General features: G+C 64.9%; 17 protein-coding genes and 2 pseudogenes. 16 read left to right on the top strand and 3 right to left on the bottom strand.

The annotated features are described in order from the left end of the window. Positions 1-314 precede the first annotated feature (314 nt). The 13 genes and pseudogenes from atpD (at position 315) to AB4Z48_RS34910 (ending at position 10,559) form a co-directional block, all read left to right on the top strand. Positions 315-1,748 (top strand): F0F1 ATP synthase subunit beta, encoded by a 1,434-nt coding sequence (gene atpD / locus AB4Z48_RS34970; RefSeq protein ID WP_441622566.1) that lies wholly within the window; start codon positions 315-317, stop codon positions 1,746-1,748. Continuing rightward, the gene (locus AB4Z48_RS34965; RefSeq protein WP_441622564.1) at positions 1,738-2,133 is read left to right on the top strand and encodes a F0F1 ATP synthase subunit epsilon; all 396 of its coding nucleotides are present in this window, start codon (positions 1,738-1,740) and stop codon (positions 2,131-2,133) included. Before atpD ends, AB4Z48_RS34965 begins: the two co-directional genes overlap by 11 nt. Next, positions 2,130-2,489, top strand: a complete 360-nt coding sequence (locus AB4Z48_RS34960) for an AtpZ/AtpI family protein (protein WP_441622562.1) — start codon at positions 2,130-2,132, stop codon at positions 2,487-2,489. Before AB4Z48_RS34965 ends, AB4Z48_RS34960 begins: the two co-directional genes overlap by 4 nt. Next, positions 2,476-2,805 carry an N-ATPase subunit AtpR gene (locus AB4Z48_RS34955; protein WP_441622560.1) on the top strand — a complete coding sequence of 110 codons (330 nt, stop codon included), beginning with the start codon at positions 2,476-2,478 and terminating at the stop codon, positions 2,803-2,805. The genes AB4Z48_RS34960 and AB4Z48_RS34955 overlap by 14 nt, the downstream gene beginning before the upstream one ends. Then, positions 2,789-3,490 (top strand): F0F1 ATP synthase subunit A, encoded by a 702-nt coding sequence (locus tag AB4Z48_RS34950; protein ID WP_441622558.1) that lies wholly within the window; start codon positions 2,789-2,791, stop codon positions 3,488-3,490. Before AB4Z48_RS34955 ends, AB4Z48_RS34950 begins: the two co-directional genes overlap by 17 nt. Before the next feature lie 21 nt (positions 3,491-3,511). Continuing rightward, the gene (locus AB4Z48_RS34945) at positions 3,512-3,793 is read left to right on the top strand and encodes a F0F1 ATP synthase subunit C (RefSeq protein WP_150990106.1); all 282 of its coding nucleotides are present in this window, start codon (positions 3,512-3,514) and stop codon (positions 3,791-3,793) included. Between the two features lie 3 nt (positions 3,794-3,796). Then, positions 3,797-4,642: a F0F1 ATP synthase subunit delta gene (locus AB4Z48_RS34940; protein WP_441622556.1), complete on the top strand. Its 846-nt coding sequence runs from the start codon at positions 3,797-3,799 to the stop codon at positions 4,640-4,642. Continuing rightward, a complete protein-coding gene (locus AB4Z48_RS34935) occupies positions 4,639-6,231 on the top strand; it encodes an alternate F1F0 ATPase, F1 subunit alpha (protein ID WP_441622554.1) in 1,593 nt (530 codons plus the stop codon). Before AB4Z48_RS34940 ends, AB4Z48_RS34935 begins: the two co-directional genes overlap by 4 nt. Continuing rightward, on the top strand, positions 6,228-7,124 hold the full coding sequence (locus AB4Z48_RS34930; protein WP_441622552.1) for a F0F1 ATP synthase subunit gamma: 897 nt from the start codon (positions 6,228-6,230) through the stop codon (positions 7,122-7,124). The genes AB4Z48_RS34935 and AB4Z48_RS34930 overlap by 4 nt, the downstream gene beginning before the upstream one ends. 382 nt (positions 7,125-7,506) lie before the next feature. Beyond that, positions 7,507-8,379, top strand: a complete 873-nt coding sequence (locus AB4Z48_RS34925; RefSeq protein WP_441622550.1) for a DNA-binding protein — start codon at positions 7,507-7,509, stop codon at positions 8,377-8,379. 192 nt (positions 8,380-8,571) lie between these two features. Continuing rightward, a pseudogene (locus tag AB4Z48_RS34920) lies at positions 8,572-8,828 on the top strand (H-NS histone family protein). 220 nt (positions 8,829-9,048) lie between these two features. Beyond that, the gene (locus AB4Z48_RS34915; RefSeq protein ID WP_441622548.1) at positions 9,049-9,900 is read left to right on the top strand and encodes a PDDEXK nuclease domain-containing protein; all 852 of its coding nucleotides are present in this window, start codon (positions 9,049-9,051) and stop codon (positions 9,898-9,900) included. Positions 9,901-10,202: 302 nt separating this feature from the next. Continuing rightward, positions 10,203-10,559, top strand: coding sequence for an STAS/SEC14 domain-containing protein (locus tag AB4Z48_RS34910; protein ID WP_441622546.1), 357 nt, complete (start codon positions 10,203-10,205; stop codon positions 10,557-10,559). Positions 10,560-12,547: 1,988 nt separating this feature from the next. Here the strand turns inward: AB4Z48_RS34910 and AB4Z48_RS34905 are convergent. Continuing rightward, a pseudogene (locus tag AB4Z48_RS34905) lies at positions 12,548-12,661 on the bottom strand (hypothetical protein); the annotation flags it as partial. Positions 12,662-12,805: 144 nt separating this feature from the next. Between AB4Z48_RS34905 and AB4Z48_RS34900 the strand changes: the two are divergent. The 3 genes from AB4Z48_RS34900 to AB4Z48_RS34890 are packed head-to-tail and all read left to right on the top strand — an operon-like array spanning position 12,806 to position 13,623. After that, the gene (locus AB4Z48_RS34900; protein WP_441622544.1) at positions 12,806-13,009 is read left to right on the top strand and encodes a hypothetical protein; all 204 of its coding nucleotides are present in this window, start codon (positions 12,806-12,808) and stop codon (positions 13,007-13,009) included. A 39-nt stretch (positions 13,010-13,048) separates the two neighbouring features. Then, on the top strand, positions 13,049-13,321 hold the full coding sequence (locus AB4Z48_RS34895; RefSeq protein WP_441622542.1) for a hypothetical protein: 273 nt from the start codon (positions 13,049-13,051) through the stop codon (positions 13,319-13,321). A gap of 44 nt (positions 13,322-13,365) precedes the next feature. Continuing rightward, a complete protein-coding gene (locus AB4Z48_RS34890) occupies positions 13,366-13,623 on the top strand; it encodes a DUF1488 family protein (protein WP_115215649.1) in 258 nt (85 codons plus the stop codon). A gap of 787 nt (positions 13,624-14,410) precedes the next feature. On the opposite strand, the gene AB4Z48_RS34885 is transcribed toward AB4Z48_RS34890, so the two are convergent. After that, complete coding sequence (locus AB4Z48_RS34885) at positions 14,411-14,776, bottom strand: cupredoxin domain-containing protein (RefSeq protein ID WP_441622540.1); 366 nt, start codon at positions 14,774-14,776, stop codon at positions 14,411-14,413. Between the two features lie 23 nt (positions 14,777-14,799). After that, positions 14,800-15,318, bottom strand: coding sequence for a DUF4142 domain-containing protein (locus AB4Z48_RS34880; protein ID WP_441622538.1), 519 nt, complete (start codon positions 15,316-15,318; stop codon positions 14,800-14,802). Positions 15,319-15,529: the final 211 nt, after the last annotated feature.

Genomic DNA, 15,529 nt, shown 5'->3' with positions numbered 1-15,529 from the left:
GTGGTTTGCCCCCGATTTGGCGCGCTCTCGTCAGCACCGGCTGCGCAACGTCTTGCTTCGGGGCCACGCATGCGCTAAGTTGACCTGTATCAACTTTTCCCCGCTGCAGAAGCGCATCATTGTGCATTGCCGCACGCGCGGCGCCTGGTGTGGGCATCACGGTGAAAACGGCAGCAAGGGCACGGGCGGCTTGAGGATGATCGCATGACCGGAGCAAGGACAGCGCCAGTGGCGCATCGCCGGACGGCCATGCCGGCACGGTTGGGGGCCACGTGCCCGCATGGACCGGCTCCGCCCGCACATGGAGGCTGCCGGTGAGCGCGAGCCGGGGCGTGGTTGCTGCGGTGCGCGGCAGCGTCGTCGACGTGCGCTTCGAGGCGGGGCTGCCGCCGATTCGCACCTTGCTGCGTACCGGCGTGGATGGCCGGATCGCCATCGAAGTCCTGGCGCAGCGGGATGCGCGGCATGTGCGCTGCATCGCGCTGACCTCCACCCAGGGGCTGGCGCGAGGCATGGCGGTGCAGGACACCGGTGGGCCGTTGCAGGCGCCGGTGGGCGCCAGCATCCTGTCGCGCATGTTCGACGTGTTCGGCCAGCCCATCGACCGGTTGCCGGCGCCGCAGCATGTCCAGTGGCGTTCGGTGCACCGGGCGCCGCCGCCCCTGTCTCAGCGCTCCACGCAGTCGATGGTGTTCGAGACCGGCATCAAGGCGATCGACGTGCTGCTGCCGCTCGAAACCGGAGGCAAGGCAGGCCTGTTTGGCGGCGCGGGCGTGGGCAAGACGGTGCTGCTCACCGAGCTGATCCACAACATGGTCGGGCATCACCGGGGCGTGAGCATCTTCTGCGGCATCGGCGAGCGCTGCCGCGAGGGCGAGGAGCTTTACCACGACATGCGCGAGGCCGGCGTCCTGCAGGACATGGTCATGGTCTTCGGCCAGATGAACGAGCCCCCGGGCGCGCGCTTCCGGGTTGGCCATGCGGCGCTGACGATGGCCGAGTACTTCCGCGACGATGAGCACCGCGACGTCCTGCTGCTGATCGACAATATCTTCCGCTTTATCCAGGCCGGATCGGAGATCTCGGGCCTGATGGGGCAGATGCCGTCGCGGCTGGGCTACCAGCCGACCATGGGCACCGAACTGTCTGGGCTGGAGGAGCGCATCGCCAACACCGACACCGGTGCCATCACCTCGATCCAGGCGGTCTACGTGCCTGCGGACGATTTCACCGACCCGGCAGCGGTGCATACCTTCTCGCACCTGTCGGCGTCCATCGTGCTATCGCGCAAGCGCGCAAGCGAGGGCCTCTACCCGGCCGTCGACCCGCTGCAATCGAATTCCAGGATGGCCACGCCCGGCATCGTCGGCGCGCGCCACTATCGCCTGGCGCAGGATATCCGCCGCACGCTGGCCCAGTACGCGGAACTCAAGGACATCATCGCCATGCTGGGGCTGGAACAGCTCTCCCCCGCCGACCGCGACGTCGTCGCCCGCGCCCGCCGCCTGGAGCGTTTCCTGACCCAGCCGTTCTTCACCACGGAGCAGTTCACCGGCATCAAGGGCAGGACAGTCAGCCTGGCGGATTCGCTCGATGGGTGCGAGCGCATTCTGCGCGACGAGTTCAAGGACTACCCCGAAAGCGCGCTCTACATGATCGGGCCGATAGCCGAAGCGAGGGGCAAGCCCGCGCCCGTGGCGCCAGAACCAGCAGAGGAGAGCCATGCCGCCGGATCACATGCTTCTTGAAATACTGCTGCCCTTCCGGGTCTTCCTGCGCAAGCGCGAGGTGTTGCGCATCGTGGCGGAGACCGCCGGGGGGGCGTTCGGCATGCTGCCGCATCGCCTCGATTGCGTCGCGGCGCTCGCGCCCGGCATCCTGGCCTTTGAAACGCCGGCCGATGGCGAAGTGTTTATCGCGGTCGATGAGGGCGTGCTGGTCAAGACCGGCCTCGATGTGCGCGTGTCGGTGCGCCGCGCCATGGCAGGCGCCGACCTGGCCACGCTGCGCGACACCGTGGAGCGCGAGTTCCTGGCCCAGGACGAGCAGGCGCGCAGCCTGCGCACGGTCATGGCTAAGCTGGAGACGGGCTTTCTTGCCCGCTTCGCCAAGCTTCACAAGCCGTCGCCATGACCGTGCCACCGCCCGGCGGACAGCCGAAGCCCGAGCCCACGCTGGCAGGCAAAGTGGGCGCCAAGGCGCAGCGCAAGCTCAGGGCGCGGCGCCAGGGCGTGCCGGGGGTCTGGTTCGGGCTGGGCATGATGGGGCTGGTCGGCTGGTCGGTGGTTGTGCCGACGCTACTCGGCGCGGCGCTGGGCATCTGGCTGGACAAGCACTATCCGGGCCGGCACGTGTGGACGCTGGCGCTGCTGGTGGCCGGCCTGGTGCTCGGCTGCTTCAATGCGTGGCACTGGGTCGCCAAGGAGGACCGCGCCATGCGGCGGGACCAGGGCCAGAACGAGGAGGAGAAAGACGATGCGAATACATGACGTGGCGGCATTGCTGCTTGCGGCCCTCGTGGGTGGCGCACTCGGAGGCTTCTTTTTCGGCGGCCTGTGGTGGACGGTCCGCCGGACGCTTTCATCCGGAAAGTCGGCCCTATGGCTGCTGGGCAGCCTGCTGCTGCGCATGGGCGTCACGCTGCTCGGCTTCTACGCCGTCGGCGCGGGGCAATGGGAGCGGATGGCTGCCTGCCTGGCTGGTTTCGCAGTGGCACGCCTGGCGGTGACATGGATGACGGGGCGATGGGCGGACCACCGCCGCACCCCGGCGCCTCGGGAGACGGGCCATGCGCCTCAGCCCTGACCAGTGGATCTTCTGGCAGCACGGCTTCGTCAAGCTCAACGGCACGATCCTTTTCACCTGGGTGCTGATGGGGGTGCTGACCCTGGGCTCCTGGCTGGTCACGCGCCGGCTCTCGTCCGGCCACCGCCGCTCGCGCTGGCAGAACCTGCTTGAAATTATCGTGACCGGGATCGCGCAGCAGATCGCGGAAGTCGGCCTGCGCCAGCCGCGCAAGTATCTCGGTTTCCTGGGCACCCTGTTCCTGTTCGTCGCCGCGGCCAGCCTGTTTACCATCGTTCCCGGCTACGAGCCGCCCACCGGATCGCTGTCGACCACGCTGGCGCTGGCGTTGTGCGTGTTCGTGGCGGTGCCGCTGTACGGCATCCGCGACCAGGGGCTGCGCGGCTACCTGAAGTCCTACCTCGAGCCGACCTTGATGATGCTGCCGTTCAACATCATCAGCGAACTGTCGCGCACGCTGGCGCTGGCTGTTCGCCTGTTCGGCAATATGATGAGCGGAGCCATGATCATCGCCATTCTGGTGACGATCACGCCGTTCCTGTTTCCCATCGTGATGACCGCGCTCGGCCTGCTTACCGGCATGGTGCAGGCTTATATCTTCAGCATCCTGGCCGCGGTCTATCTCGCGGCGGCCACGCATAGCGGCAAGGCGGAGCCAGGCCTGCCGATCGAAAAAACACCCTGAACCCGACCAAGGAACCATCCCATGGACAGCCTGACAATCATCGCGGTGGCATCGATCGCCATGGCCGGCCTCTGCACCGGCTTCGGCTGCATGGGGCCCGCGCTCGCGGAAGGCCGGGCGGTAGCGACAGCGCTGACGTCGCTGGCGCAGCAGCCCGATGCATCGGCCACGATCACGCGCACGCTCTTTGTCGGCCTGGCGATGATTGAGTCGACGGCGATCTACTGCTTCGTCGTCTCGATGATCCTGATCTTTGCCAACCCCTTCTGGAACGCCGCCATCGCCCGCGCGGTGGCCAGGTAAGCCATGCTGATCGACTGGTTCACCGTTGGCGCGCAGGCGCTCAACTTCGTCATCCTCGTCTGGCTGCTGAAGCGCTTTCTTTACCAGCCCGTGCTTGACGCCATCGACGCCCGCGAGGGCAGGATCGCCAGGCAGATCGCCGATGCCAGCGCCAGGGAGGCCGAGGCGCGCAAGCAAGGCGAGGCGTTCCAGCAGAAGACCGATGCGTTCGAGCGCGAGCGCGCTGCGCTGCTGGCACAGGCGGCTGGCGATGCCGAGACACAGCGCCGGCAATTGCTTGAAGCCGCGCGCCAGGCAGCGGACGCGCTTGCAACGAAACGGCAGGAAGCGCTGCGCAGCGAATCCGGTCAACTGACGCAGGCGCTCGGCGACCTGGCGCGGCGCGAGGTGTTTGCCGTCGCCCGCCGGGCGCTCGCGGACCTGGCCTCGGCGAGTCTCGAAGAACGCGTGGCCGACGTCTTCATCCGCCGCCTGCGTGCGCTCGACGAACCGGCGAGAGCTAGTCTTGCGGCCGCCTTCAGGCGGCCGGCGGCGCACGCGGTGGTGCGCAGTGCGTTCGCGCTGCCTGCCGCACAGCGCGCCGCCATCCAGGCGGCGGCGGATGAAATCCTGAGCACCGCCATCCCCTTGCAGTTCGACACGGCTCCGGAACTGGTAAGCGGCATCGAACTAATCGTCGGCGGCCAGAAGCTGGCCTGGAGCATCGATCGCTATCTCGGCTCGCTGGAGCATGCCGTGAGCGAACTGCTGAGCCCGGAGAACGCGGCGATGCATGCCGGGCCCGAGCCGGAATCCGCGCCACAGGCCGCGCCGAAGCCAGCGCCGAAGCCCGAGGCCAGCCAGCCATGACCTTCGCGCTTACCCCGCCGCAAACCGCCATCGAACGGGCATTCGCCGCCATGGGCGAGGCGCGCAGCCGGTTCGTGCCGGCACTGGCAGCGCAGGAGGTGGGCACGATCGTCAGCGTGGCCACGGGCGTCGCGCAAGTCTCCGGCCTGCCTGGCATCGGCTATGACGAGCTAGTGCGCTTTCCCGGCGACGTGTACGGCATCGCGTTCAATGTCGATGAAGGCGAGGTCGGCGTGGTGCTGCTCGACGACTACTGGCGGCTGCGGGCCGGCGACCAGGTCGAGCGCACGGGCCGAGTGATGGACGTGCCCGTGGGCAAGACGCTGCTCGGGCGCGTGATCGATCCGCTGGGCCGGCCGCTCGATGGCCTCGGGCCGCTCGCGGCCAGCGCGCGGTTGCCGATCGAGCGCCCGGCCGCGCCCATCATGGAGCGCGCGGCGGTCACGGTGCCGCTGCAGACCGGCGTGAAAGTCATCGATGCGCTGATCCCCATCGGGCGCGGCCAGCGCGAGCTGATCCTGGGGGACCGCCAGACCGGCAAGACCGCGATCGCCATCGATACCATTCTGAACCAGCGCGGCCAGGACGTCGTGTGCGTGTATTGCGCCATCGGCCAGCGCGCCTCGGCCGTCGCCAAGGCGGTGGCGACCCTGCGCGCCAAGGGGGCGATGGACTATACCGTCGTGGTCGTCACCGAAGGCAACCAGCCACCGGGGCTGGCCTATATCGCGCCGTATGCCGCCACCAGCATCGCCGAGCACTTCATGGAGGCCGGGCGGGACGTACTGATCGTCTATGACGACCTCACCCAGCACGCCCGTGCCTACCGCGAGCTTTCGCTGCTGCTGCGCCGCCCGCCCGGCCGCGAGGCTTTCCCGGGGGACATCTTTTATATCCATTCGCGGCTGCTGGAGCGGGCCACGCACCTCGCCGCCGAGCGCGGTGGCGGCTCGATTACCGCGCTGCCGATCATCGAGACCGAGGCGCAGGACATGTCGGCTTACATCCCGACCAACCTGATCTCGATCACCGACGGCCAGGTCTATCTGTCGCCTACGCTGTTCGAGCTTGGCGTGCTGCCCGCGGTGGATGTCGGCAAGTCGGTGTCGCGCGTGGGCGGCAAGGCGCAGCGGGGCAGCTTTCGCGCCGTGGCCGGCGATCTCAAGCTCGCCTACGCGCAGTTCGAGGAACTCGAGACGTTTTCCCGTTTCGGCGCCCGGCTCGATGACGACAGCCGCCAGTCCATCGCGCACGGTCAGCGCATTCGCGCCTGCCTGATGCAGCCCGAATCGGACCCGGTCCCGGTGCCAGCGCAGATCGCCATCCTGAGCGCGCTGACCGCGCGGCTGTTCGATGCCATGCCGCTGGACCGGATGCAGGACGCGCAGCTTGCAGCGCGCGCCGCGGCGGTGAGCATCCCGCCCGCGATATCCGCCCGCTTCGAGGCCGCGAGCAAGCCGGACGAGGCCGATGGCCAGGCAGTTACCGCGATCGTCCGCGCCGCCCTTGCGCAGTTCCAGGCCGGTGCTGATACCGGGGCCGGGCTCGAAGCGCGGGCACATTCTCCGGCAGAGGGGGGGAGGCAATGAGCGACTCGGCCGCCACGCTGCGGCACCAGATCGGCAGCGCCACGCATCTGCAAACCGTTGTTCGCACCATGCGCGCGTTGGCCGCCTCCAGCATCAGCCAGTACGAACAGTCCGTGCTGGCGCTGGCCGACTACCGCCGCGCGGTGAGCCTGGGTCTTTGGGCATGCCTGCGTACGCTGGCGCCGGCCGGTTTAACGCCGGGGGAAAGCAAGCCTGCCTCAACGGGAGCGGTCGGCGCCATCGTGTTCGGCTCCGACCAGGGGCTGGTGGGCCAGTTCAATGAGGTGATCGTCGACCATGCGCTCAAAGCGCTCCTGGCCATGCCCGGAAAGCGAGAGGTCTGGGCCGTCGGCGAGCGGGTGCGGGCACGCCTGGCCAGCGCCGGCGTGACCGTGGCCGGCACCTATGCGGTGCCCGGCTCGGTCGAGGCCATTGCCCCGCTGGTCGACCGGCTGCAGCTCGATACGGAAACACACCCGAGCCAGGCCGCGCAGCCCCGTATCTACGTCTTCTACAACCAGCCAAGGCCGGGCGCCCTCTACCAGCCGGTTGAGCAGCGCCTGTTGCCGCTTGACGCGCAATGGCTGGCCGGGTTGCTGGCACAGCGCTGGCCAACGCCGAACCCGCCGGAAGTGATCGGGGGTGGCACCGCCACGATGCGCGCGTTGATCCGCGAGCACCTTTTTATCTCGCTGTTCAGCGCCTGCGCCGAATCGCTGGCGAGCGAGAACGCCAGCCGCCTAGCGGCGATGGAGCGGGCCGACAAGAACATCGACGAACTGCTCGCCAGCCTTCGCGGCCGGTTTCATAACGAGCGGCAAAGCGCGATCGACGAGGAGCTGTTCGATGTGACGGCGGGGTACGAGGCGCTGTCGGAGGATGACATTGGCTGAATGGCGCCATCACGAAGCGGTAGTCCTGGGAGACCGCGCCAAAGCGGGGGCTGAGATCAGTCTTCGCTCAAGAGCAGATGTTCGTGCGTCCAGGCCATGACTACCTGGATGACATTGTGAAGTTACCCGTGCGTCATGTGCATGGGAACGAATACGCGCCGGCAGACCAGCGGGCTCAAGCCCCGCGGGCTGATTCGCTGTTGAAGGACGGAGATCGCTAAGGGTCGAGGGGCATGAGCACATTGTAGGTGGCTCATTATCCTCTTGAGGGAGGGCCGATCTCAGCCCCCGCTTTGGCGCGGTCTCCCTCTACCGCGAGGTCTGCGGCCTGCTCTTTTTCCGCTACGGCATCACCCCCACTGCCAACAAGCTCTATCAACTGGTGCGCAAGGGCAGCATGGGCACGCCGACCGAGGTGCTGGCGCAGTTCTGGACGGACCTGCGCGACAAGATGCGGGTGACCATCGACCACCCCGGGCTGCCGGACGCACTCAAGGCGATCGCCGCCCATGCCGTGCAATCGATCTGGCAGGCCGCTAACGAGGCGGCCACCGGCGAGCTGGCCGCCTTGCGGGCGGAAGCGCGCTTACAGGCCAGCGAGGCCGAGGCCCAGCGCGACCACGCGCGCGCCGCGGTGGTGGTGGCCGAGCAGGAGACTGCCGCCGTCCAGGCCGACTGCGACGCCGCCCAGCAGGCCCGCGCCGCGCTCCAGGGCGAACTGGAGGCCGCGCGCCAGGCTCTCGCGGCTGCCCAGGCGCGTCAGGAGGCAGGTACGCGTCAGCTCGCAGCGCTCGAGCGGCAACTGCAGGAGCTACGTACCCAATTCTCGACCGAGCTGGAGCACACCCGCGAGCAGGTCGCCGTGGCCCAGGAGCGGGCCAGTGCCACCGAACGCCGCGCGCTGCGCGAGATCGACCAGGAACGCACGCTGCGCCAGAAGGGCGAGCAGGCGGCGGCGGACCTGCGCACCGAACTGGCGGCCGTGCAGGCGAGGGCGCAAGCCGCCGCCGTGGCCGGCGCCGAGGCGCGGGCGCGGCTGCAGGCCGAGCGCGACACGCTCGGCGAGCAACTGGCTCAGGCACAGCAGGCACTTGGACAAGGGCGGGCGGCACAGGACGCGCTGCGGGCCGAACTGGACGCGGCGCTGCGGGGGGCCGAGCGCGCCCAGGCGGAGGCCGCTGCGGCGCGCCATCTGGCGCTGGCCCGGCGTCGGGCGCCGGCGATCAAAACCAAGTTCAGACCGGGGCCGGCTTGAGGGGGGCGCCGGAAGGTGTCGGATGGCATTTATCCACCGCGCAAGGGGACAAGCCTGTGGACAAGCCGCGCGGGGGCCGAGTGCCGACGGCCTCAACGGATTTGATTAAAATTTAAGCAAAGAGAGCGGGCCACGCCTTCCCGGCGRCGCCACGCCGGATCGCTCGCCTCCCTAAATCTGTTCACCAACACCATGTCGATTGAAATCGAGCGCGCCGAAGCGATTACCTGGATCCGCATCCAGATGGCCCAGCACGGCCTGACCCTGGCCCAGCGCAGGCCGCCGGCTGTTTTATGGAGCCGCCACCGGCGACATTGCCCGGGGCGGTGCGCTATCGCAACGCGCACGGACAGGGCTGGGATGGCCACGGCGCCATGCCGGACTGGCTGCAGCGGGCGGTCAACGCCGGGCAGAGCGTGGAGCATTTCCGCGTCGGGCGGACCGGGTGATGTGAAATAATGTGCGGATGGCTACTCGATCTTCCCCACGCCGTGCAGCGGCGGATTCCCTTCCCGACGACTATGTTGCCTGGCTTGGCCAACTGAAGGAGGAAGTCCAGCAGGCGCGGCTACGTACGTCGCTGGCGGTCAACCGGGAACTGCTCTTGCTGTACTGGCGCATCGGAGGCTCGATCCTGCAACGGCAAAAAGCGGGGGGTGGGGCAAAAAGGTGGTTAATCGGCTAGCGAACGACCTTCGCCAGGCCTTCCCAGACATGGCTGGCTTCTCCCCGCGCAATTTGATGTACATGCGGGCGTTCGCCGAGGCCTGGCCGCACGAGGCAATTGTGCAACAGGCTGTTGCACAATTGCCCTGGGGCCACAACCTCAAGCTCTTGGAGATGCTAAGCGATGCGGAGACGCGCGCTTGGTATGCCCGCGCCGCGGTCGAGCATGGCTGGAGCCGCAATGTACTCGTTCACCAGATCGAGACGCGGCTGCACGAACGACAAGGCGCCGCCTTGTCGAATTTCCACCGCACCTTGCCAGCCCAGCAATCCGAATTGGCGCAGCAGTTACTGAAGGACCCCTATCAGTTCGACTTCTTGACCCTTGGCGCGACGGCACGCGAGCGCGAGCTGGAGCGAACCCTGCTGGCTCATCTGAAGGATTTTCTGGTGGAGCTCGGCGTCGGCTTCGCCTTCGTCGGTAGTCAGTACCATCTGAGCGTCGGCGGCCAGGACTACTACCTCGATCTGCTCTTCTATCACCTGAAACTCCGCTGTTTCATCGTGGTTGAGCTAAAGATGGATGAGTTCAAGCCAGAGTACGCCGGCAAGATGAACTTCTACCTGTCCGTCGCCGACGAGCAACTCCGGCAGGCATCGGATGGTCACACTATTGGCCTCATCCTCTGCAAGAGTAAAAACGGGCTGATCGTTGAGTACGCACTGCGCGAGTCCGCGAAGCCAATCGGCGTTGCCGAGTATGTGGTACGCCTAACGGAAACCCTTCCAGACAGTCTTCTCGGCATCTTGCCAACGGCACAGCAATTGGAGTCATCGCTCGATGATGAGGAGTAGGGCTTTCTCGGATGCCTTATTTCCCATACATTGATAACATTATCAATGTACCGGAAAATGGTGCCTTCACGATTCCATGGGTTGAGCAGGGCACTTTTTGGCGGGATTGTCCGTTTCGGTGCGGAAACTGTCACGTCTCACAGTTAGTGGGTTTTGTCTCCCAGTACCTGGGTCCAGTCCTGGCGAACACAGGGACCCGTGCGATCCGAGCCGTGTGAAAAGGCGTACGATCAGGAGGTGATCGAACGCTAGGTTTGTCCGTGCCTGAGCGTGTAACGTCTCCCCAGCCGAGTGCTCCTGCCATGATCCTGTATCACACTGACCCTGATTCCCCAGTCGTCGAGATTTCCGTCGAAGGCAAAGTCACTGACCGCGAGCTGCGCGAAGCCATCGAGCGCATGCGAGGGGATTTCGAACTGAACGGCAAGACCCGCGTGCTCGAACGCTTCGAGCATTTCACCGGTATCGAGCCAAAGGCGCTGTGGACCGACCTGACGCTCGGCGTTCCCTTGGCCCGCAAAATCACGCGCGCCGCCGTGGTGGCCGACGCGGGATGGATCCACGCGTCGATGCATCTGGCGCGGTTCTTTACGAAGGCTGAAATCAAGGCGTTCCACGTCAACGAGCTGGATCAGGCGCGCGCCTGGATCAACGCCTGAGCGCCGCCCGGCGAATCTCGTATCGTCTCAGGCCATCGCCGAGTAGGGCCAGCCCGCATTGGCAGTGCGCCGCCTCCGCGTGCCCACTCGCCTGAAGGCCGCGCGAATGGTAGGGGTCGAGGAAGCGGCGTAGGGCGTCCGGATAACTTTTACTTGCCTTTTTGCAAATTTTGCACAAAAATGCCGAAATTCGATACACCTGCGAATTACGTCCAAAGCCCGCGCAAGCGGGCTTTTTGCTTTGGCTTGGGCCTAATCGCTACGCGTAGTCGCCTTTCGGGTCCTCCGGCATCGTCCACTTGAAGCTCTCGTCCTTTTGGAGAGCCGGCGGTTCCGGCGGCGGCGAAGTTGGTTGTGGCGCTGTTCTCGAAAGCTTGTGAGAAGACTTGAACGAGTGCTTCCTCGTTGTGCCTGTCGACTCATACCTGAGCGCAATTGACATGGTGCTCCCCGGTGAGTGAATCAGAAATTCCCGGGTGCGAAACATTGCAGAGGGGTATGGATCTTGACCATACACCTATTTTGGACAGTTCGTTGTAATCAATCATGGCCCCCGAGGGAATGTCCCTTCGGGAGCCCCCTCACGCATGCCGCCCGCCGGTGGCGTTCCCCCGAACACTGCGAAAAACGCGGTAGGCGGCATGACGTGAGGGTGCAAAGAGCAGCCCAACTGGCCTGACCGCCGATAAGCCGCGAGATGGGCCCGCGCCACCCCAACCCTGTCTCCTCCACTCACCCCGTGGTGGATTGCCCGGCTTCCCGCCGGGCTATTTTCTTCCGCGTCGCCTGCATTATTCCCGCCTATGAAAACGTCCGGCCAACTCGCCATCGCCTACCGCGCGGCGGCAGACCTGGTCCGGTACGAGCGGAATGCGCGCACGCACAGCGCCGCCCAGGTCGAGCAGCTCAAGGCCTCGCTGCGGCGGTTCGGCTGGACCAACCCGGCGTTGGTCGCTGGTGACGACCTGCTGGCCGGCCACGGCCGGCTCGAAGCGGCCACGCAGCTGTGGGCCGCCGGCGAGTCCATCCGCCACTGCCCGGTCGCGGGTGAAGTGCCCACGGGCGACCTGTCGCACCTGTCGGCGGATGAGCGGCGCGCGTACATCCTGGCGGACAACAAGCTGGCCGAGAACGCCGGCTGGGATGTCGACCTGCTGGCGATCGAGCTAGCGGACCTGCGCGACGCGGATTTCGACCTGTCAGTGATCGGCTTTGACGCGGGCGATCTGGCCGAGCTGCTGGATCCGCCGCGACCGAGCTCACCCGGCGCCGGCGCGGGCTCGTTGGCCGAGCGCTTCATGGTCGCGCCATTCAGCACGCTCAATGCGCGCGACGCCGCCTGGCAGGATCGCAAGCGCGGCTGGCTGGCGCTGGGCATCCAGTCCGAGCTGGGCCGCGACGCACCGGCCTACGCTGGGGCGTCAGACCACCAGAAGGCGGATCGCGGCGCGCCGGCGCAGCACCGCACCAGCATCTTCGACCCGGTCCTGTGCGAGCTGGCGTACCGCTGGTTCTGCCCGGCCGACGGCCTAGTGCTGGACCCGTTCGCGGGCGGCAGCGTGCGCGGCATCGTCTCGGCGCGGCTGGGGCGCCAGTACATCGGCATGGATCTGCGGGCCGAGCAGGTGGCGGCCAATCGCGGGCAGCTCGATCTGCTGCGTGCCGATGACCCGGCGCCGGCCTGGCACGTGGGTGACAGCCGCAAGATCGGCCAGCACCTGGCGGACGTCGAGGCTGATTTCGTGTTCTCGTGCCCGCCCTATGCTGACTTGGAACGCTATTCGGACGACCCAGCCGACTTGTCCACGATGGACTATCCGGCCTTCGTGAAATTTAGTTCGCAGCCTGCAAACGCTTGTCCAGTAAGGGCTGGCGCAGAATCGACTGAGATCATCTGGCGTGTTGACACATTTACTTTCGCAACGGTGACAGATTTAATACGGTCTACGCTTAAGGCGGCCGACGATCGACCATCGATCGGACTCCTGTTATGCAAGGAGAATAATCGGCTGGTACGCCGAGTACGCGTTGCGCGGCATGGTGAAGCCAATGGGCGTCGCTGGATCGGCGGTCGACGGATTGAGCATGATGAAGCCGAGGCCCGGGCTGCTTCGGCCCCACTCGTGCCAGAGGCGGTAGCTAGCGGTATTGCTCGCAGTCGGAGAGGATGGCGCCGGCCTCGCCGTCGAGGGTGGGGTTGACCAGTTTCTTCATGCTACGATTCCCCGTCCAGGGTGGAGGTCGACATGACAATCGAAAGCTACCAGGGCTACACCGTACGCGGCTTTGCAAAGCAGCTTGGCGACGGATCCTTCGAGGCATCCGGTGCAGTTGCGAAGGACGGTAGCATCGAGGAAGGATCGGATCCCTTGGGGTACTACCCCTCGTTTGAGCGTGCTGCGGCAGCCGGGATCGCCTGGGCGAAGGCCTGGGTGGACGCGTACAGTTGAGCCTGGCACGATTCCGATCCGCCGGGCAGGGGAGCAGGCATGAGCGAACGGATGCGCTGGATCACTGAGGAGTACCGCAGCATGTATGTCCACGCGATCGCCTTTGAGATCGCGGAGATGCGCCGAATGGAACCGCCTCCAGGGCAAAAGTGGGGCTACATGATTGCCATCCGCTACACGGCTGACCGGGACGACGACATGATCTACGGGCCGGCAGGCGACCGCAGCGACTACATCACCCGAGCGGCGGCGGAGCAGGCCGCGCTCTATTATGGCAAGCGGGCAATCGACATCATTCAAGATCTGGACTAACACGCTCATGCTACGATTCCTTTATCAAACCAGAGGAGTTGAAAATGCCAAATTCCTTCTCGATACATTCGCCGAAGCCGTCCGACGATGGGGAGCGGGTGTACTTCACCATCGAGGCGGATGGAGCCAAAAGTAAAGGCTATATTTCGCGCTCGGCTCTTGATGAACTGGCCGGTGGCCATATTGGCGACCTCGGGGAGGTCTTCGACAAGCATCGAGATCGGATCAAGGAAGCAGCCCACCTTAAGTGGTTGGTGAATCCATCGCTCGATCCCATCGTGCTCAGTAGCGACGATTTTTGAGTGGCTCAATATAGCCTCCTGAACTCCACCACGTGGATCAAGCCTTCCGCGATCGTGTCTCGCGAAGCGCAACATAGTCGGGCGTGAAGCCGTCGCGCCTCGTTGACGTCATTAATGTAGCCGTGAGTTCGGAGGAAAGCGATCCGCGGCAACTACTGGTTCTCATGCGGTGGATTCGAGCCGCTGCGAACAATAGTCGCGTTGCTCCGCCACAGTAGCCTGGGCTATCTCCGTTTCGCAGCCGAACGTTTCTACTACGTCGAACTGGCTCACCCGCCAACCCATAGTGAGGCGATAGGCACGGAGTCCGCTATCCATTTTGCGGACGGAACCGATGGAGTACACGTCGAGGCTTCCGCCGTGGCAGAGCGGAGACGCTTCGACGCCAGCGCTTCCCGAATTTGACACAAGGCCTCAAAAAAGTTTGTCGCTGTGGCGTCGATCACTTGACCGCGGAAGCAGGCGCGCAAGCGGCAGGTAGCGTACTTACCGCGGGCTTCGAATTGAATGGTCTCGTTGGCCTGGCCCCCAAGAAGCATGGCATGCCTGTGGCTAATTCAGTGGAGGGCCTCATGGCGCGCGCTACCAGCAACGTTTAGCTTCACAGGGTCGGACCGTAGCAATCGCGGCCGGTCCGGCGCCTATCGATTTCCGCAGGCGCGCGGGCCACTGCTTAGGCCTATGCATGATCGAGCAAGGGTCGTTCAAGTCCTTCGCCATGGTGGCAGGCCGTTGGGCAATGCGATGGCCGGTGCTGAGTGACAGCACTCCCGTATGGGTACCTAACCTATTCGACCTTGAGCGTACCTTTCATATTTGGGTGCAGCGTGCAGGCGTAGGGGAACTCGCCGGCCTTGTGCGCAATATATCGCCACGACCCGCCAGCAACGATGTTGTGTGAGTCGAACACCCCAGGCGCAGTGACGGTGTGGGGATAGGGATCTTTGTTGACCCACACAATTGTATCGCCTCGCTTGACGCTAATGGCGTCGGGCGCAAACTTCGCGCCTTGGATCATCACCGTGTGTCTTGCTGTCTTCTCGGCTGCGATTGCGCTTGGACCGACGCAGAGCAAGCTCCACGCAACGAACAGCGCAACCGCCAGCAGATGTTTTCGCTCCCGTCCATCGCATCGGGAGGGTAGGTGGTGCATGGACGTCATTCTCATGCCGAGAATTACTTGTCGAGCGATGATTGGATCTTCTTTGCATGCTCCAGGTGTCCGATAAACGCGGGGCGCACAGCAACCAGCAGCGCCTTTAGCTCATCGTTCTGCGCATTGGGAATGAGCGTCTTGTCGAGTGCATCAATCACTTGTTCGTGATACGTGACTTCGTGGTCGATATATGCCTTATCGAAGCTCGAGCCCTTGAGGCCTTTCAGAGACTTCACGTTCTCGTCGCCGCCAGACTGCAAGCTCTCACTCGTTGGATTCTTCTCCGGAGTGACCTTTAGCTTCTTGACCAGCGCCACAGCCTGTTTATTCACACCGGTATGGTCGGTGACCATCTGTTTTCCGAAAGCCTTCACGTCGCGAGAGTGACCGTCCTTCTCCGCAAGTTTTCCCGCATCAATGTCGACTTGGTTTGCAGTAACGACGATCGCGGCAATTTGCGCGTCGTTGGGTGTTTGGGCTGTGGCACCAACCGCGACGAGTGCCAAGATGGCACCTAGAGTTATGGAGATGTTCTTCATTGCTCTGCTCCTCAGCGGGAGTTAGCCATGCATTCTTGCCCTGCATGGCAGTGGGCTTAGGTGCCGACCCCTGCGTGGGTTTAGTGAAGCCCCCCAGAAGTGGGTATTCGCTAAAGCTGCTACGGCAGCACCTTGAATATAGGCTACAAAAAGCCATTTTCATGGCAGCGGAAGCGCGCCATATAGGTAAAAATTGCTTGAGGCGGCGTCG

It is taken from the genome of Cupriavidus sp. 2TAF22, assembly GCF_052115045.1.
Classification (GTDB): domain Bacteria; phylum Pseudomonadota; class Gammaproteobacteria; order Burkholderiales; family Burkholderiaceae; genus Cupriavidus.
This window is presented reverse-complemented; position numbering and strand designations above follow the sequence as displayed.